This is a genomic window from Mucilaginibacter sp. UYP27, assembly GCF_040547175.1.
Taxonomy (GTDB): Bacteria; Bacteroidota; Bacteroidia; order Sphingobacteriales; family Sphingobacteriaceae; genus Mucilaginibacter.
The window spans coordinates 90,921-109,197 of the sequence record NZ_JBEPPE010000001.1; the positions used below are offsets into that span (position 1 = coordinate 90,921).

General features: G+C 42.4%; 17 protein-coding genes. All 17 read right to left on the reverse strand.

From position 1 onward, the window contains the following. Positions 1–23: 23 nt before the first annotated feature. The gene (locus ABIB39_RS00310) at positions 24–299 is read right to left on the reverse strand and encodes a CAMCR motif-containing small membrane protein (RefSeq protein WP_354426594.1); all 276 of its coding nucleotides are present in this window, start codon (positions 297–299) and stop codon (positions 24–26) included. Positions 300–310: 11 nt separating this feature from the next. After that, complete coding sequence (locus tag ABIB39_RS00315) at positions 311–886, reverse strand: DUF420 domain-containing protein (RefSeq protein ID WP_354426595.1); 576 nt, start codon at positions 884–886, stop codon at positions 311–313. 103 nt (positions 887–989) lie between these two features. Next, entirely contained in the window at positions 990–1,688 is a 699-nt protein-coding gene (locus ABIB39_RS00320) for an SCO family protein (RefSeq protein WP_354426596.1), read from the reverse strand. Beyond that, the gene (locus tag ABIB39_RS00325; RefSeq protein ID WP_354426597.1) at positions 1,688–2,035 is read right to left on the reverse strand and encodes a cytochrome C oxidase subunit IV family protein; all 348 of its coding nucleotides are present in this window, start codon (positions 2,033–2,035) and stop codon (positions 1,688–1,690) included. Before ABIB39_RS00325 ends, ABIB39_RS00320 begins: the two co-directional genes overlap by 1 nt. 19 nt (positions 2,036–2,054) lie before the next feature. Further along, complete coding sequence (locus tag ABIB39_RS00330) at positions 2,055–2,774, reverse strand: cytochrome c oxidase subunit 3 (protein ID WP_354426598.1); 720 nt, start codon at positions 2,772–2,774, stop codon at positions 2,055–2,057. A gap of 9 nt (positions 2,775–2,783) precedes the next feature. Next, positions 2,784–3,362, reverse strand: a complete 579-nt coding sequence (locus ABIB39_RS00335; protein ID WP_354426599.1) for a cytochrome c oxidase subunit 3 — start codon at positions 3,360–3,362, stop codon at positions 2,784–2,786. Next, positions 3,359–4,249 (reverse strand): heme o synthase, encoded by an 891-nt coding sequence (gene cyoE / locus ABIB39_RS00340; RefSeq protein WP_322230817.1) that lies wholly within the window; start codon positions 4,247–4,249, stop codon positions 3,359–3,361. Before cyoE ends, ABIB39_RS00335 begins: the two co-directional genes overlap by 4 nt. After that, positions 4,246–5,307, reverse strand: a complete 1,062-nt coding sequence (locus tag ABIB39_RS00345) for a COX15/CtaA family protein (protein WP_354426600.1) — start codon at positions 5,305–5,307, stop codon at positions 4,246–4,248. Before ABIB39_RS00345 ends, cyoE begins: the two co-directional genes overlap by 4 nt. Positions 5,308–5,449: 142 nt before the next feature. Beyond that, positions 5,450–7,240: a cytochrome c oxidase subunit I gene (locus tag ABIB39_RS00350; protein ID WP_502916180.1), complete on the reverse strand. Its 1,791-nt coding sequence runs from the start codon at positions 7,238–7,240 to the stop codon at positions 5,450–5,452. 115 nt (positions 7,241–7,355) lie between these two features. Beyond that, positions 7,356–8,555, reverse strand: a complete 1,200-nt coding sequence (locus ABIB39_RS00355) for a cytochrome c oxidase subunit II (RefSeq protein ID WP_354426602.1) — start codon at positions 8,553–8,555, stop codon at positions 7,356–7,358. Between the two features lie 48 nt (positions 8,556–8,603). Next, the gene (locus tag ABIB39_RS00360) at positions 8,604–9,854 is read right to left on the reverse strand and encodes a quinol:cytochrome C oxidoreductase (RefSeq protein ID WP_354426603.1); all 1,251 of its coding nucleotides are present in this window, start codon (positions 9,852–9,854) and stop codon (positions 8,604–8,606) included. A gap of 12 nt (positions 9,855–9,866) precedes the next feature. Continuing rightward, complete coding sequence (locus tag ABIB39_RS00365; protein ID WP_354426604.1) at positions 9,867–10,442, reverse strand: c-type cytochrome; 576 nt, start codon at positions 10,440–10,442, stop codon at positions 9,867–9,869. Then, positions 10,435–10,971 (reverse strand): DUF3341 domain-containing protein, encoded by a 537-nt coding sequence (locus ABIB39_RS00370; protein ID WP_354426605.1) that lies wholly within the window; start codon positions 10,969–10,971, stop codon positions 10,435–10,437. Before ABIB39_RS00370 ends, ABIB39_RS00365 begins: the two co-directional genes overlap by 8 nt. Before the next feature lie 2 nt (positions 10,972–10,973). Further along, a complete protein-coding gene (gene nrfD, locus ABIB39_RS00375) occupies positions 10,974–12,446 on the reverse strand; it encodes an NrfD/PsrC family molybdoenzyme membrane anchor subunit (protein WP_354426606.1) in 1,473 nt (490 codons plus the stop codon). 27 nt (positions 12,447–12,473) lie between these two features. Next, positions 12,474–15,557 (reverse strand): TAT-variant-translocated molybdopterin oxidoreductase, encoded by a 3,084-nt coding sequence (locus ABIB39_RS00380; RefSeq protein ID WP_354426607.1) that lies wholly within the window; start codon positions 15,555–15,557, stop codon positions 12,474–12,476. A 41-nt stretch (positions 15,558–15,598) separates the two neighbouring features. Next, positions 15,599–16,867 (reverse strand): c-type cytochrome, encoded by a 1,269-nt coding sequence (locus ABIB39_RS00385; protein ID WP_354426608.1) that lies wholly within the window; start codon positions 16,865–16,867, stop codon positions 15,599–15,601. Positions 16,868–17,293: 426 nt separating this feature from the next. Further along, the gene (locus tag ABIB39_RS00390) at positions 17,294–18,274 is read right to left on the reverse strand and encodes a deoxyhypusine synthase family protein (RefSeq protein WP_354426609.1); all 981 of its coding nucleotides are present in this window, start codon (positions 18,272–18,274) and stop codon (positions 17,294–17,296) included. Positions 18,275–18,277 lie beyond the last annotated feature (3 nt).

Sequence of the window (18,277 nt, forward strand, 5' to 3'; positions counted from 1 at the left end):
AACCATTATCTATGAATTAAAGCCTAATTAAGATTAAGCTTTTGCCTTGGCACGTTTAGGTCAACATCTTTACGGCGGTATTTTTTGTACCAAATGTAACCCACTATTGCAACGGCAAGGTATGGCGCACCAAGCAAGTACATAATACCATTGTTTAAACCATTGGTTTTATTGTCGCCACTTTTAGCGTTGGTTTCCACATTGGCGCTACACATGGCACATTGCGCCTTAACCGGCACAACGTTTATTACCAATAAACCTAAGACCAATGCAAGATATAAAAACTTCAATTTTTTCATTTTAGCATGTATTAAAAATGGTAGTACGGCTTGATCATCAAATATACAACAACGCCCGATACTGTAACGAATAACCATATAGGAAACGCCCATCTTACCAGTTTCTTATGTTTTGCAACCTGCATTTGTAAGCCACGGTAAAAACTTAACAATATCAACGGTAAAACACCAGCCGCAAGGATAATGTGTGGCACTAATAGCGAAAGATAAATTGTTCGCAAACTACCTGCAGTTGCGCGCTCATCGGCGGATAATATGCCATCGCTGTTAGTATCACCGTACATCGTATCGTGCTGCATAAGGTAGTGGAACAGGATGTACGATACCAGGAATAACGATGAGAGGCAAAACGTAAGTATATTTAATCGTTTATGAACGGTAATATTACCCTGTTTAATAAAGTATAACGACGTTAAAAGCAAAACACTGCATGTACCATTCAATATCGCGTTAAGCAATGGCAAATAGGGCGTAAATGCTGGTGGCGTTGCCGGCCCGGGTATCAAATGGCGGTTAAGCACAATTACCACGGCTATAACAAATATGGTTACACCGGCAACAAATCGGAATATGAATTTATCGGTCATGTTGTTTGACAGTCAAGAATCAAGACGCAAGAGTCAGGATCCTGTTTATTGTGTATTGCGAAGCAAGGCTTTTGCCCTGTCTCTTTATTCTTATATCTTGTTTCTAATAAAGTGCTTTATCAACCTTGCGCAGTTCTTCGGCTATCAGCACTTTAATCTCATCGTTCAGCTTGGTAAGATCCGCGGCTGATGTCCCGGAATAATACCCCCTGATGCGTTTTTCCGCATCTATCAGTATCAACTTATCGCTATAAATAAAATCGTCTTTACCGGCCTGTACCGCGTTCACTAAAAAGCCGTTACGGGCAAGGTTGTAGGTGGTGCTGGTATCGCCGGAAAGGAATAACCATTTCCTTGTTTCCTCGAACTTAGCCGAGTACTTCTTTAAGGCCTGCGGCGTATCGCGCGTTGGATCAACTGTGAACGATGTAAAATACACCATCGGATTTTTGCGGTAAGCATATACCAACTCGCTGATATTCTTATTTACCTCGTTGCAAACCGTTGGGCAGTTAGTATAAAAAAAGCTTGCCAAAAAGATCTTCTTGTCAAAGTTTTTAAACGATACCATTTTGCCGTTCTGGTCTACCAGGTTAAAATCGCTTAGCTTATGATAGATGGTATCGGGGATAAAATCTCCATGAACCTTATGGCCGGTTTTAGCTACTTGCTTGGGGCCAAAAAACGACAGCGGTTTATACCTGTTCTTCCCCTTAGCGGTAAGTAAATAATATAAAAATCCCGGTAAAGCTAATATCATTACCAGGACAATTATTTTTTTCGGGAAGGAAGCTTTACGCATTATTTTCGCAAATCTACCCAGTAGTGGCTTTCATTTGTGAGCACCAATATTAAACCAATGATGAATAGTATCGGTACAATGACACACAGCGCCAAACCTATCTTTTCGAACTTTAAGTGCATAAAATATGCTATTATGTAAAACGCTTTAAACAGGGTTAATACAATGTATATAGGGTTAGCATAATGCAAAGGAATGTAGTTTGCAGGCACTAACCAAAGTGCAATAATAAATTCAACTACAGTTATCCCTAATAATACCAGGAAGATCTGTACTATCTTCTTTTTGGTCATTCCTTCACCGTGGCCGTGATCATCGTGGTGAATTTCAGTTGTTTCTGATGACATATATTTATCAGTTAAATTTTTAAACTAAGTAAAAGAAAGTAAATACGAATACCCATACCAGATCTACAAAGTGCCAGTAAAGGCCAACTTTTTCGATCATTAAATAGCTACCTCGTTTTTGGTAGGTACCGGCCAACACATTTATAGTAATAATGATATTAATGATAACGCCGCTAAATACGTGGAAACCGTGGAAACCGGTAATGGTGAAAAATAAGTTTGCAAACTGCTGCGCGTAGGTGCCATATGTAGCCTCGTTTCCGCCCTTAAACAGGTGCTTCAATTCTTCCATATCCGGGATATTTCCCCACCAAAAACCTTCGTGGTGTAAGTGGCTCCATTCTAACGCCTGGCAACCCAAAAATGTAAAACCACCAATAATGGTTGCAAACATCCACCACATAACTTCCTTTTTAGCTAAACGGTGGCCTGCTTCTACAGCCAATACCATTGTAACCGAACTAAGGATTAGGATAAATGTCATTAAACCCACAAATACAAGTGGTTTACCGCTATCATACAAACCAGGTACTGATTGGAAAACCAGGTCTGGTGCCGGCCAGCTGCTCGAGCTGAAACGCAACGTGCCGTAGGCTATTAATAACGATGAAAAGGTAAACGCATCCGAAAGGAGGAAAAACCACATCATCATTTTACCATACTCGACATTAAACGGCGATCTGCCACCAGACCACGGCGTTGTCTTTACTTCATCAATAGGTGATACTTGTGCACTCATGAGTTTTTGTTATTGGTTCAAAAGTAAAAAAACATACAGATAAATCCATATAATATCGACAAAATGCCAAAAAATAGAGGACATCTGCACACTGTATAAATTTTTAACCTGCTCTATACTGCGGGTACTACGCCAAAGCGTATTAGCCAACAGCAATAAGCCGGCAAAAATGTGTAGTAAATGCATCCCGGTGAACACATATATAAAAGATTGCGATGCATTTGGGTTACTAAAGTAAACGCCATTTTTTATCAGGTACGACCATGAGGATAACTGGATAATAAAAAAGGCCACACCTAAAACAATGGTAAAAGCTAAATAAAATTGCTGTTTACCCCGCTCAAGCGTTTTAGCGGCTTGCGACGCTAAGAACATTGTGATGCTGCTTAATATAATTACGCCGGTACTGTACATAAAAGCATCGGGCAACTTAATGTTGATACCATGCGCTTTACTGCCACCCACGTATACGATAAAACCGCTGGTTAACGCCGCAAAAAACATAAACGAAGTGAATATGAAGATCCACATGTTGAATTTTTTGGGTGCCAGGTTATATCTGTCTTCTTTCTGTATCTGAGCCATCATTTTCCTATAAAATCAAATAAAAACACTAATTGCACTACAGGCAAATAGTAAAAAGAGCCAAACATTAACTTCCTGGCGCTGCTAATTTCCAGCGTACGCATTAAATTAAAAGCCTGGTATATAAATATCAGGCTCATTACCAATGACACTATGGCAAGAACAATGCCGCCATTATGGTTAAAATATGGTAACAAGCTTACAGGCAATAATATAACAGTAGCTGCAAAAGTAATTACGGCACTTGTTAAGTTGCGTTTGCCGGTTGGTAATAAACGAAAACCGGCCAGCTTGTAGTCATCATCCAACACCCAGGCAATAGCCCAAAAATGAGGGAACTGCCAAACAAACTGTATGGCGAATAAAATCAAAGCTATCTCGTCTATCCTGCCGTGTGGCTGGCCTGCAACATAACCAATTAAAGCAGGTAACGCACCAGGTATAGCGCCAACAAAAACCGCTATGGGCGATTTACGCTTTAACGGCGTGTACGCAAATGCATATAATATAATAGAGAATACGGATAACAAACCTGTAAGGACATTTAAACTACCCAACAAATAAGTGCCGGCCATCCCCATTCCTAATCCTAAAACCAACCCCTGGCCGTTTGTCATCCTACCTGCGGGCATCGGGCGGTCCATGGTGCGCTTCATCAATTTATCCAAGTCAACCTCTATTACTTCGTTAAAGCAATTAGCTGCAGATGTAACTAAAAAACCGCCAATAACCAGCTTAGCCCAGTTTATCCACATGGTTGTGCTGTAAAGCGAGCCCCAAGTGTTACCTCCGTTAGCCTTTACCGCTATAATAAATGAAATAGACGCCGAAAACACTACCAACAATGTTAGTCGCATTTTAATCAGCTTAGAAAAGTCACTCCATTTCATTTCCCTGCCCCCTGCACGTTTACCGAACTAAATAAATTTAACAATAAATAAAATTGGGCGCCAAATACTAAACTCGCCAATACAATGTGTGCCGCCTGTGCAAACGGCGGTAAAGCCCAGTACGATAAAAATATCCCGGTAACTATTTGCAGCATTATCATTAAAAACGTAAAACTCATTAACTGCTGTTGTACCGAATGCTTGTTAAAGCCCTTGCGGATCAGCGCGTATAAAACAAGGTTTAATATCAAAACTATTACGGCCGTATCGCGGTGCTGCGAAAAAATATCGCCGGCACGCTGTACCCAACTATCGCGGTAGCTGCCTTCTAAATGGCTTGCTACTGCATCTATCTTTTCGCGCACTTCAGTCCCAAATGTTATCTGCAAAATGCTCAGTGCTAACACCAACAGGGTCACAATCGCCACAAATGGCTTGCGTTCTACTTTATACCTGCCCTGCACTTTTGCCATGTGGTACGTTGTTATGCTGATGGCTAAAATTGCCAGTGCTATAAGCATATGCACGGTAACTATCCACGCAACCAAATTGGTTGATACCACTATAGATCCTAACCATGCCTGAAAACCTACCAGGAACACATTAAATATGCTTAGGAAAACAATGAGCTTTTTGGTTTTCCAATATCTAAAGGAGTACACAACACAAAGCAGTAAAAACAAACCCGATGCGGCCCCAATTAAACGGTTAATATATTCTGTCCACGTGCGGGCGGTATTGAACTCCTCGGGCACCAAAATAGATTTGTCGTTACGGATGCGCATCGCCAGTTGGCTGTATCCAAAAATATCCAGCATTTTTGCAAACTTTTGGTTTTTGGCCAGGCGTTTATCCGAATACGTTTTTTTATAGTTGACCGGTAGTTCAGATATGCTGGTTGGTGGTATATACCTTCCAAAACACTTAGGCCAATCGGGACAACCCATACCAGAACCCGTGCTACGCACTACCCCTCCTGCCAGTATCACTAAAAATAGGAGGATGATGGTTATGAGATTGAACTTTAGAAACTTATTCCCGGGTGCCTTTATGCTCATCTAAATATTTCTAACAAATTAGGGTACCTTTCAATTTGAAAATTTGAAAATTGAGCAATTTGAAATCAACATTTTCAAATCTTCAAATTCTCTAATTATCAAATTAGGAAAAGGTACCCTAAAAGATCAGATCAGTATATTATTATTTTACTTCTTCGTTGCTTTTTTGAGTACTTGTCCATTTGGTGTGCTCCTCTAAACCTATCGGGTTATCTTCAAAGTCGTGCGGAAGGTTAGAACTCATTGTTTCAGAAAGCGGGGTTGTTTGTGGTATAAAGTCATGCTCAGCACCTGGCTTGCTGTAGTCATACGGCCAACGGTAAACGGTTGGGATCTCGCCCGGCCAGTTACCATGTAAATGCTCGACAGGTGTGGTCCACTCCAGGGTATTTGCTTCCCAAGGGTTTTGTGTTGCTTTCTTACCCCAGAAAATAGAGTGTATAAAGTTAAACAAGAAGGCTAACTGCGCCACTGCCGACATGATTGCCGCCCAGGTGATAAATGTGTTTACAGATAGCCATTGTTTCATTGATTCAAACTCCGTGAACGCGTAGTAACGGCGTGGCACACCATCCAAGCCCATAAAGTGCATTGGGAAGAATACAAGGTAAGCGCCGATAAAGGTTAACCAAAAGTGGAGGTAACCTAAACGCTCGTTCATCATACGGCCAAACATTTTAGGGAACCAGTGATAAACACCCGCAAGCATACCAAATATAGCCGCCGAACCCATTACCAAGTGGAAGTGGGCTACTACGAAGTATGTGTCATGTAAGTTGATGTCCAGTGCCGCGTTACCTAAGAAAATACCTGTTAAACCACCAGAGATAAAGAATGACACCATACCAATAGCGAACAACATTGCCGATGTAAAACGGATGTTACCGCGCCATAGCGTGGCAAGCCAGTTAAATGTTTTTACTGCCGATGGTACCGCGATGATCAATGTAGTGATCATGAACACACCACCCAGGAACGGGTTCATACCCGTAACAAACATGTGGTGACCCCATACAATGAAAGATAATACGGTAATACCTATTAGTGAGTAAACCATCGCATGGTAACCAAAGATAGGTTTACGAGAGTTTACAGACATGACCTCTGATGAGATACCCATCGCAGGCATAATTACAATATACACCTCAGGGTGGCCCAGGAACCAGAACAAATGCTGGAACAAAATAGGGCTACCACCTTCAAAAGGTTGTACCTGCGAACTGTTCAATACAATTTCTGATAAGTAGAAACTGGTACCGAAGCTACGGTCAAATATCAATAGTACAACGCCCGCTACTAATACAGGGAATGATAATACACCCAGGATAGCAGTTAAGAATAATGCCCATACAGATAACGGCATTTTCCAAAGGTCCATACCTTTTGTACGCATGTTAAGAATAGTACTCACGTAGTTTATACCCGCCATTAGTTGTGACGCGATAAACAACGTCATACTGATCAGCCACAGCGTCATACCCAAACCTGAACCCGGCATGGCCTTAGGCAGTGCCGATAGTGGCGGATAAATCGTCCAGCCACCGCTTGCAGGGCCTTTTTGTATAAAGAATGAGGATAACATGATAACACTGGCGATAAAGAAGAACCAGTATGATAACATGTTCATGAATGGAGATGCCATATCACGTACACCTAATTGCAATGGGATAAGTAAGTTGGCGAAAGTACCGCTCAAGCCTGCTGTTAATACAAAGAATACCATGATGGTACCATGTATGGTTACCAATGCGAGGTAAAAGTTAGAATCTAAACGGCCACCCGGCGCAAAACGGCCTAACAATGTTTCCATTAAAGGGAAGGCTTTCTCAGGGTAAGCTAATTGGATCCTGAACAGGACAGAAAGGATCATGGCGATGAAAGCCATCGTAATACCTGTAATCAGGAATTGCTTGGCAATCATTTTGTGATCCATACTGAATACGTAGGTATTCAGGAAAGTTGCTTTATGGTGTCCGTGATCCTCTTCGTGATGTGCTACTCCGTGATCGTGAACTGCTAATGTTGACATACTCGCTAATCTTTTTGTATTAATTGTTTAACGCTAACCTGTTTGATTGTACTTGTTTTTTCTCTGCAGCAAATTTAAGATCTTTCTTAATCGCGTCTGTCAGATACGGTTTCTGTTGGCTTAACCATGCCTGGTATTCAGCCTCTGTAACCACACGTACAACTTTTTTCATGTTATAATGGGCACCACCACAAATCTTGTTACAAAGTATTTCGTATTCAAAATTAGGCTTATCTAATTTTATACGCATCTCTGCAGTTGTAATGGTTGGTTTAAATTTAAAAAAGGTTGGTAAACCCGGTACAGCGTTCAATTGTACACGGAAGTGAGGCATATAAACGCTGTGGATAACGTCCTGCGCATGTATGTTTAACCTAACCGATTTACGTACCGGCAAGTACATGGTATCTGCCTGCAAATCATCGTAAGAGAATTTATCTTTAAAGTTGATCCCTAATTTATTTGTACCGCTAACCAATTTATAGTCAGTTCTACCTAAACGGGCATCTTTACCCGGGTAACGTAACTCCCATGCAAACTGGTGGCCGGTAATATCAACATTGATAGAAGCCGGTTCGCCTTTAGCGTCAACATTATCTGTGATTTTTTGCCACGTAAAGAAACCGAAGATAACCAGGATAGTTAACACGATAGCTGGTGCTATTGTCCAAACTTTTTCAATGGTATTGTTATGCGGCAGGAAATGGCCACGGCGGTTTGCATTGTAACGGTATCTGAAAAGGAACGTGAACAGCAAGATTTGGGTAACTACAAATACGATCATGGTTAACACGGTGGTAGTCCAGAACATCTCGTCTATCTTAACACCATGCTCTGAAGCCGCACCCGGTAAAATCATGGCGCCATGTACAGTAAATTCCCAATAGGCACCATAAGCGCCTGCAATAAGGAACACAAGGCAGCAAATGCCCATTACATTGTTCCAGTTGATAGGTTTTTTATTTTGGATCTGCTGGGTTAGATCGAACACACGAAGTATCTTTCCAATTATCCCGATAATAAAACAAACGATAAGGAAAAGCAGGATGTAGTAACCTGCAGTTGCTAAACCGTTGTCTTTAACTGCATCAGTTGCAGGTGAAGCGGTAGCGCCGGCTGATTCTGTACCCTGGGCAAAAAGCATGCTCGTGCCCAAAAGCATAAACACAGCTAAAAGCGAAAGTATTTTTTTAGAATTGAATAAATTTTTGAATCCCATTTTATTGGTTATTTGAATTGCTGTATCCGGTTGCAAATTTAACAATTATTATATGTGATGATGCAGGCTCTCTTGCAGGAACGGATGTTTTTTAGGTATAAGTGATTCAAACTTGCTTAACGCAGTTAATACCGAGAACGTAAACAACCCTACGAAACCTAAAAATATACCAATTTCCTCAACACCAAAACCTGGTTTTTCAACCGTACCCGGCATAATCATGATGTAGTAATCTAACCAGTGGCCGCAAACTAATAGCAAACATGTCCACATCATACGGCTCATTACGCGTTTAGCATCACGAGACATCAACAGTAACAATGGTGCTAAAAAGTTCATGACGATATTAAGCCAGAACCAGAATTTATATTCGGGCTCCCACCTTTTGTAGAAATACACAGACTCCTCCGGAATATTTGCATACCAGGTAAGGAAGAACTGTGCAAACCATACATACGTCCAAAAGATAGAGAAACCGAAAATCAGTTTACCTATACTGTGCATATGATCTACATGTAACCACTGCATGTAACCTTTCTTTTGCAGGTAGATCATGATCAGCGCCATAATAGCTAACCCGCTTACGTGCATGGCTGCTAAGTTGTACCAGCCAAACATGGTAGAGAACCAGTGTGCCTCTAACGACATGATAACACCGAATGCAAAGATCGGGAAGGTGAAACCAAAGATCACTAAGAACGTACAAGCCAGTTTAAAGCTTTTATCGTAGTTGCTCATGCCGCCTTCGGTATCTTCGTCAACAGATGCTTTTGTTAAAGCCCAGCCATAGTAGCTGTAAGCGCCTAACAATACAATAAGCATCCCGTAGAAGAACTTGATAGTTAAAAATGGCGCTTTACCCGCAATGATGGCATCGTAATTTTCGCTGCCGGGAATGGTCAAACCATGTGTAGCCCAGTGAGCATACAGGTATGGTACCATTTCTTTCCTACCGTGCTCAATAACTTCATGGTCGTTTAACAGGCCAAAAGTTATAATTACTATTAAAATAAGGCTTGCAAAAGGTAAAACCCTGGCAAATGCCTGTGGGATCCTGATTAGGGAAGCCGACCAGCCCGCTTGCGCAGCATACTGGTATGAACAAAAGAACACACCTGCAATACAAACACAAACAAAGTAGTACGACATTAGCAACAGGTTGCTATAAGTGTGTTGTACGTCGCCCGCTACAAAGCCAAATGCAACTGCTAATATGCCAATTACAATCCCCACTAAACTTACTGTTTTTAGGGTGCCGGTAAATTGAAAACGTTCTTCTATACTATTGTGAGTCTTCATTAAAAATTGATCTTATAAAGTTTGTAAATGGTGTACATATAGTACAATCTTCCAGCGTTCTTCGGGCGCAACCTGTGATGCGTATGAACCCATCGCATTAACACCATAAGTGATAGTGTGATATATTTTACCGTCGGTAAGATCTTTCATTGCACCACCACGAGACGACTGGCCTTTTGAGTAAGATGGCGGCGGCGGGTAACCGTGCTGCACAACTAAACCATCACCCTGCCCGGTGATACCGTGGCATGGCGAACAAAAGGTGGTAAAAAACGCTTTGCCTTCTGCCAAATGCTGCGGGGTATTCGCGATAAGGTTTGCAACCTCAAGGCTTGCTTTATCATAACCATCGCGTGTGTTTGGATAATCAAAACGTTTAAAGCCTAAAGGTATAGTACCTGCCGGCGGTAACTGCGCTGTTTTGCCATCCTTAAAGTTTGGATTGGCCTGGTCCGGGTCAAATGCCTTATGCTCGTACATATTGGGGGCGTACTCCCAACCGGTACTACGCTTATCCTTGCACGATGTAATAACGATCGATGCAGCAATAACCATAGCCGTTGTGCCCAATATTCTAAGTTTATTCATAGCTAACATATTTTCTTTCGTTATGCTTTACTTCTACTGCTCCTGCTTGTTTTAATAAATTGGTTATATCCTCGTGCGGTACGTTTCCTTTAGCATCAACAGCTATTACAAAACGGTCATCCGTTGCACGCAGGTCCATAACACGTGGCGCGCGGCCCGGAAACAGGTGTGTTGCGGCAAAAAATGTAAGCGTCATACCAAATGCGGTAAACAGGATGGTCCACTCAAATGTAAACGGTACAAAGTTTGGTATTGCAAAACTTGGTTTACCACCTACGTTCATAGGCCAATCGTGCACAAGCATATAATAGATCATGCTGAAAATTACTGTAGCGCCAAGGCAGCCAAAGCAAAATGCCGCGTAACCTAATCTTGAATCTTTAACACCCATTTTATCCTCTATACCGTGGATAGGCATCGGCGTATAAATATCGTAGATAGGGATGCTTGCCTTTTGTAAGTTATCAATGCCCTGCATCATATCATCCGGGTCATCGAAAAGGCCTAATATCATTTTAGTCTTGCTCATCTTTATACTTTTTCGTAATCAGCCATGTCTACACTATCGAACTTTGTTAACGACTCCTTGTAATACTTAACCTCAGCAGGCTCAAGGTGGCCTTCTTCGATCAGTTTTTTCTTAGCCTGCTCGCTCGATGTTTTAAGCAATAGTTTTACCTCGGCAATTGCTACTGAAGGTAACACCCTTATAAACAACAGGAACATGGTAAAGAATAACCCGATAGAACCGATGAATACGCTAACGTCAACCCAGGTTGGGTAAAACATAGCCCAGCTTGACGGGATATAATCGCGGTGTAGCGAGGTTACGATAATTACGAAACGCTCGAACCACATACCTATATTCACGATGATCGACAGGAACCAGGAGAATTTAATATTTGTACGTAAGTACTTTGACCAGAACAGCTGCGGAGAAATTACGTTACAGCTCATCATGCTCCAGTAAGCCCACCAGTATGGCCCGGTTGCCCTGTTTATGAAAGCATATTGCTCATACTCGACACCAGAATACCATGCGATGAAGAACTCGGTAATGTAAGCCACACCCACGATAGAACCTGTTAATAAGATGATCTTATTCATCGATTCGATGTGGAACATGGTAATATAATTTTCTAAACCTAACACTTTACGGGTTACCAGCAACAGTGTTTGCACCATCGCGAAACCAGAGAAGATAGCACCCGCAACGAAGTATGGAGGGAAAATGGTGGTGTGCCATCCCGGCTCTAATGACGTAGCAAAGTCAAACGATACAATGGTGTGAACCGATAGTACCAGTGGTGTAGAGATACCTGCAAGTATCAATGATACTGTTTCGAAACGCTGCCAGGTTTTTAATGAGCCCGTCCAACCGAATGATAGTATTGAATAGATGCGTTTACGTAAGCCTGTTGCACGGTCACGTATTGAAGCGATATCAGGCAATAAACCTGTGTACCAGAACAATAATGAAACCGAGAAGTAAGTTGAGATCGCGAACACGTCCATCATCAGCGCCGAGTTCCAGTTTACCCAAAGTGAGCCATACTGGTTTGGCAGCGGTAATGTGAAGTATGCTAACCAGGGGCGGCCCATGTGTGCTACAATGTATGTAGCGGCACAAATTACCGCGAAGATAGTCATCGCTTCGGCAGAACGGTTAATGGAGTTACGCCAGTTTTGACGGAAGATCAATAGCACCGCAGAGATTAGTGTACCCGCGTGGCCAATACCTACCCACCATACGAAACCGGTGATATCCCAGGCCCATCCTACAGTTTTGTTAAGTCCCCATGCGCCTAAACCAAACCAAAAGGTATAGCTGATAGACACTACCCATAACAATGCGCCTAATGATGATACGGTAAAACCGATCCACCACGCTTTGTTGGGTTTATTTTCCACAGGGAACAAAATGTCATTAGTGATCTTGGCAAAGGTCATGTCTTTGCCCGTCATTAACGGTTCCCTGATTATTGATTCATGTTGATGAGCCATATGTTGTTATATATCTCGATGTAAAAATTAAGCCAATGATTCAGTTCCGGTGTTCCTAACTTTCACCTGGTAGCCAATACCCGGTTTTACGTTAAGTTCTTCAAGTACGTAGTACGTACGCTCGCTCTTCAAAGCTTTTGAAACTTCAGAGTTGGGATCGTTCCTGTTACCAAACACGATAGCGTTTGCAGAACAAGTTTGCTGACAAGCAACTTTAACTTCGCCATCCCTAAGCGGGCGTTTTTCTATTTTGGCCTGTAATTTACCTGCCTGGATACGTTGTACACACATCGAACATTTTTCCATAACCCCACGGAAACGTGTAGTAACATCAGGGTTAAGTACTAATTGGGTATGCTCGTTGTTTAAGTAGTTATCAAAACGAGAATCGTTCCAATAGTTGAACCAGTTAAAGCGGCGCACTTTGTACGGGCAGTTATTTGCACAGTAACGTGTACCAACACAACGGTTGTATGCCATCATGTTTAACCCTTCAGATGAGTGCGTAGTAGCTAAAACCGGACAAACTGTTTCGCAAGGTGCGTGGTCACAGTGCTGGCAAAGCATTGGCTGATGCACAACGGTAACGTTGCTAAAGTCGGCCAGTTTATCTATTTCTTTCTCTTGTGTTACTTTACCTGAACGGCCATCAACCTTAGCGTCGCCATTTTGCTCGAAGCTGTAGTAACGGTCAATACGAATCCAGTGCATTTCGCGGCGGCGGCCAACTTCATCTTTACCAACAACAGGTATGTTGTTTTCTGCGCTACAAGCTACAACGCAAGCGCCACAACCTGTACATGCATTTAAGTCGATAGCCATAACCCAGTCGTAAACCGGGCGCGCGTGGATACGATCTTCATTTGTGTTTTCCCAAAGGTCAAACATCTTTTCTTCTTCACCCTCTTTACCGCTGCCTGCACGGGCATCTTTCTTATACTCGGTAAAGGTTGCTTCGCGGATAACGTTACGGCCCTCAAAAGAGTGGTGCGTTTGTGTTTGCGAAAGCGGGAATATATCGCCTGTGGCTTTAACCGTTGCCGATGCGTTTGTTTGGAACGTACCGTTAAGGAAGCTAAGGAATGGATAAGCGTTTTTACCTACGTTGTTACCAACAAGGCCTGCTGCTGTGCGGCCGTAACCAACAGCTACAGATACAGTACCCGGCGCCTGGCCCGGTTGTGATAATACCGGCAATGTTACCGTGTATCCTTTAGCGGTAATCTCAACAACTTCAAACTCATCAAGGCCCATCGTTTTAATATCTGATGGAGACATCGCTGCAAAATTATCCCAGGTAACTTTAGAAACCGGATCAGGTAATTCTTGCAACCAAGGGTTGTTTGCTTTTTTACCATCGCGCATTGCTGTGTTTTGGTAAACCTGTAATTCTACTTTACCGCCTTGGGCAAGTTTAGCACTTTGGCCTAACACGGTTTGTGCAACCGCGTTAAGGTCATAATTAAAGGTGTATGAGCCGGCTGCAACCGGTGCTGCCAATACTAAACCTGTTTGTAATAAGGTTTCCCAACCTGCCTGGCCGGATAAACCGCCTTTAGCTAATAAGTTAGTGTTCCAGTTATTCCTTACAAATGTGTAATAATCTTTAGTTGCGCTATCAGCCCATACCAAAAGGCTTTGCTCGGCCTGGCGGGTATTGTTAACCGGGTTAATGGTTGGCTGCATTACAGTGTAGTAACCTTCTACCGAACTATCATCACCCCACGACTCTAAGTAGTGGTGGTTTGGTGCAATAATGGTACAAAGCGCTGCGGTTTCGTCTGTATGATCAGAGAATGAAACTTTAAGGCTAACATTTTTCAACGCGTCAACAACTGCTGCCGCACTGTGGTAATCGTAAGCAGGGTTAGCATCAAGGAATAATGCCGCGCCTACTGCACCTGCTTTTGCCTGTGTAATAAAATCAACAATGGCACCATCGTTACCGGCATACTGGCGGGACGGATTATCCAGATCGATAGTAGTGCCGTAGCTGCCTAATAAAGAGTTGATGGCATTTACCAATACCTGTGTCGCAACATCGTTAGAACCAGCTACAACTAAGGCTTTACCTTTTGCTGCTTTAAGTTCTGCCGCTACTAATAATATGGCTTTATCTGCGTTAGCTGTAGTTAATTTTTTTGAACCCGGTAAGGTTGTGCCTGATATTGCATTATACAGGTTTACCAAAGCAACACCTTCTTCAGATGGTTTGATGGCGATACGCACATCGGCATTGGTACCCGTAAGGCTCATACCACTCTCGAACTGGATGTGACGTGACATCTTTTTCTCTTCGAGAGATTTGTTGTTACGATTAGATACGTACTGACGGGTAAACTCCTCACCGGAGATCCATGTTCCAAGGAAATCTGCCGCGAAGCTTACAATGATGTCAGCCTTATCAAAATTGTAATGAGGTAATACCGCTTTACCAAAGCTGTTTTGGTTAGCTTTTATAATACCTGTATAGGATACTGCATCGTACTGTACGTGTTTTGCAGTAGGGTATTTTGCGATGAACTCGGCAATAACCGCTTGTGTAGACGGGCTGTGTACAGTTGATGATACGATGCTAATGGTTTTACCACTTGCCGCAACTGCCGCAAGTTTGTTTTTTACAAAAGCGTCAATTTCAGACCAGCTGCTGTCGTTACCGTTTAGTTGAGGGTCTTTAACGCGGCTGGTGTCGTAAAGCTCAAGCACTGATGCCTGTGCCTGCGCACTTAAACCACCTTTTGATAAAAGATCGTTAGGGTTACCTTCAACCTTAATAGGGCGGCCTTCGCGGGTTTTAACCAATATCGCACTACCATCATATGTTGACGAGTAGTAATTGGCTACACCCGGGGTTATCTCCTCCGGTTTAATTAAGTAAGGGATCGATTTGTGTACAGGTACTTTTTGGCAAGCCGCTAAAGTAACCGCACCCACACCAAAGCCTAACGCCTTTAAAAAGTCGCGGCGGGGGGTTTTGCCCATAAGGCCACCTCCGCTTAAAACCTCTTCGATAGGAATTGGCTCGGCAAATTCGTGTTTATTTTTCTCAACAAATTCTGGCGTTTTGTTCAGTTCTTCTAAACCTTTCCAGTATTTTTTATTGCTATCCATTTATAGTTATATAAACTGTAATGTACTGTTCTTGATAATTATTAGTAGTGGCATTTAGCACACTCGATACCGCCTAACACTGCTGCAGTAACCTTTTCGCCCTTTTTAATTTTATCATGGGCGGCAAGTATGCTATCATAGTAAGCATTGCCTTTACCGTTAACCTCGGTACGTTTGTGACACTGGATACACCATTTCATGGTGAGCGGAGAGTATTGATATACTTCCTTCATTTCCTGAACCTGGCCGTGGCAGGTTTGGCATTTAATTGCGCCAACCTTAACGTGTTGCGAGTGGTTAAAGTAAGCCAAGTCAGGCAGGTTGTGAATACGTACCCACTGCATTGGTTTAGCTTTAGTGCTATCGTATTTAGCGGTGTTAGGGTCGTAACCCAAAGCATCGTAAATTTTGTGTATCTCCGGCGATTCTGTTTTAACCGATTTGTGACAGTTCATACAAACGTTCAATGATGGTATCGAAGCGTTTTTAGATTTGAATGCACCGGTGTGGCAGTACTGGCACTCTATCTTCATGGCACCTGCGTGCAACTCGTGCGAGTATTTGATAGGCTGTACCGGTTGGTACCCCTGGTGTACGTTAGTGTTCCACATGGTTACCCAGCTAAAGCTGCCTAAGCCAACAACACCGCAAAGCACTATAAAGAATACAAGTTTTTTGTTTTTAAGAAGCTTTTTAACCGTAGCTAATTTATCTACCGATGCTTTTTCTCCTTCTTCAACAACTTCTTCTTCGAAGATTCCTTTTTTGTTAAGCAACAAACGCTCGAGCGTTGCAATTACTTTGTTCAATACAAGGATCACAATGAAAGCGATAACAATCACACCTAACAAGCTCCAGACAACTAAAGCGCTCGGGCCGGTTGCCTCGTCGACAGGTTTTTTGGGAGTTGCTGCTTGATCTGCCTGGATCTTTTTCCAATCGGCACGGATGTAGGTAATAACATTACCAACATCAGCATCGCTTAACTCAGCAAAAACTGTCATGCCCGCCTGGTTAAACTCGTTAAATATCTTAACGGCCTTAGGGTTTTTTGCAGCAATTAATGCCTGGTTGTTCTGGATCCATTTGGTTAAATAAGCATCATCGGTTTCTGATGTAAGCTGCGGACCTAAGGCCGGGCCGGTCATACGCGTATCTATTTTGTGGCACGCTGTACATTTGGCCTTAAATATAGCTTCACCTTTTGCTGCGTCTGCTTGCGCGTGGGCTGTTAAGCCTACAACAACCAAACCGGCAACGAGTAAAACCGACCTTGAAAACTGTTTAAAAATCAATGAGATATTTCTCATAAAAGGTATTTATGCTAAATAATTTTTATATATAAGTGTTAAACTGACGTAGAGGTGTTTGATTTACCCACTTTTTCAGGCACAAAAGTATAATTTATTGCTGTATCGCTGACAATATAATGACACCAAAATCTAATTTATAATCGTTCTAAATTATCGATAAAACGCCTTTAAATAACCATTAAGGCTGTTTTTACAAATTGTGGACAGTAGCTGACGAAAAGGATTATTAAAAAGATACTTTGAAAACCTATTTATTGTTTTATAATCCAAGTAATTATTGACGAGTAAATCATTACCGCAGTAAAACTATATTAAATTTTGAATTCTAATAACAACATCAACCATTAGTTGCTAATGTTACATCTGCGAAAACAGACAAGGCCTTTTGGGTATCCAAAGGGCCTTGTCAATTATCAGCAAAAATTATTGTTTTAAAATCCATGCAAAAATCAACGGAACAACAATTGTAGCGTCGCTTTCTACAATAAATTTAGGGGTGTTGATGTCCAGTTTACCCCAGGTAATTTTTTCGTTTGGTACCGCGCCTGAGTACGAGCCATATGATGTTGTAGAATCGCTCACCTGGCAAAAATAGCTCCAAAAAGGGATGTCGGTCATCTCCATATCCTGATAAAGCATCGGCACTACACAAATAGGGAAATCGCCGGCAATACCACCACCTATCTGGAAAAAGCCGACGCCCTTTCCACCCGAGTTTTTAGGGTACCAATCGGCAAGCCATGCCATATATTCGATCCCGCTTTTCATGGTGGTCGCTTTCACTTCCCCTTTTATAACGTACGATGCAAAGATGTTGCCCATGGTGCTATCTTCCCAACCTGGCACAACAATAGGCAGGTTCCTTTCGGCAGCTGCAAGCATCCACGAATTTTTAGGATCAATCTCATAGTATTGTTCCAACTCTCCGCTCAGCAAAATTTTGTACATAAACTCATGCGGAAAATAGCGTTCTCCGGCGGTATCTGCATCTTTCCAAATCTTGTAAATATGTTTCTGTAATCGGCGGAACGCTTCTTCCTCGGGGATACAGGTATCGGTAACACGGTTGTAGTGGTTCTCTAACAGGTCCCACTCATCCTGCGGGCTAAGGTCACGGTAGTTTGGCACGCGTTTGTAGTGCGAGTGCGCTACCAGGTTCATGATATCCTCTTCCAGGTTAGCACCTGTACATGATATAATATCAATTTTACCCTCGCGGATCATCTCGGCAAGGGAAATGCCCAGTTCTGCAGTGCTCATGGCACCCGCAATGGTCACCATCATTTTGCCGCCTTCGGTTAAATGCGTTTCATAACCTTTTGCTGCATCCATTAATGCCGCTGCATTAAAATGCAGGTAGTTTTTCTCTATAAATTGAGATATAGGGCCTCTTGCTGTGCTCATATT

Bases quoted from the DNA above. Each gene is read 5' to 3' on its own strand.
- ABIB39_RS00310 (WP_354426594.1), bottom strand. From the start codon at position 299: ATGAAAAAATTGAAGTTTTTATATCTTGCATTGGTCTTAGGTTTATTG.
- ABIB39_RS00315 (WP_354426595.1), bottom strand. From the start codon at position 886: ATGACCGATAAATTCATATTCCGATTTGTTGCCGGTGTAACCATATTT.
- ABIB39_RS00320 (WP_354426596.1), bottom strand. From the start codon at position 1,688: ATGCGTAAAGCTTCCTTCCCGAAAAAAATAATTGTCCTGGTAATGATA.
- ABIB39_RS00325 (WP_354426597.1), bottom strand. From the start codon at position 2,035: ATGTCATCAGAAACAACTGAAATTCACCACGATGATCACGGCCACGGT.
- ABIB39_RS00330 (WP_354426598.1), bottom strand. From the start codon at position 2,774: ATGAGTGCACAAGTATCACCTATTGATGAAGTAAAGACAACGCCGTGG.
- ABIB39_RS00335 (WP_354426599.1), bottom strand. From the start codon at position 3,362: ATGATGGCTCAGATACAGAAAGAAGACAGATATAACCTGGCACCCAAA.
- cyoE (WP_322230817.1), bottom strand. From the start codon at position 4,249: ATGAAATGGAGTGACTTTTCTAAGCTGATTAAAATGCGACTAACATTG.
- ABIB39_RS00345 (WP_354426600.1), bottom strand. From the start codon at position 5,307: ATGAGCATAAAGGCACCCGGGAATAAGTTTCTAAAGTTCAATCTCATA.
- ABIB39_RS00350 (WP_502916180.1), bottom strand. From the start codon at position 7,240: ATGGATCACAAAATGATTGCCAAGCAATTCCTGATTACAGGTATTACG.
- ABIB39_RS00355 (WP_354426602.1), bottom strand. From the start codon at position 8,555: ATGGGATTCAAAAATTTATTCAATTCTAAAAAAATACTTTCGCTTTTA.
- ABIB39_RS00360 (WP_354426603.1), bottom strand. From the start codon at position 9,854: ATGAAGACTCACAATAGTATAGAAGAACGTTTTCAATTTACCGGCACC.
- ABIB39_RS00365 (WP_354426604.1), bottom strand. From the start codon at position 10,442: ATGAATAAACTTAGAATATTGGGCACAACGGCTATGGTTATTGCTGCA.
- ABIB39_RS00370 (WP_354426605.1), bottom strand. From the start codon at position 10,971: ATGAGCAAGACTAAAATGATATTAGGCCTTTTCGATGACCCGGATGAT.
- nrfD (WP_354426606.1), bottom strand. From the start codon at position 12,446: ATGGCTCATCAACATGAATCAATAATCAGGGAACCGTTAATGACGGGC.
- ABIB39_RS00380 (WP_354426607.1), bottom strand. From the start codon at position 15,557: ATGGATAGCAATAAAAAATACTGGAAAGGTTTAGAAGAACTGAACAAA.
- ABIB39_RS00385 (WP_354426608.1), bottom strand. From the start codon at position 16,867: ATGAGAAATATCTCATTGATTTTTAAACAGTTTTCAAGGTCGGTTTTA.
- ABIB39_RS00390 (WP_354426609.1), bottom strand. From the start codon at position 18,274: ATGAGCACAGCAAGAGGCCCTATATCTCAATTTATAGAGAAAAACTAC.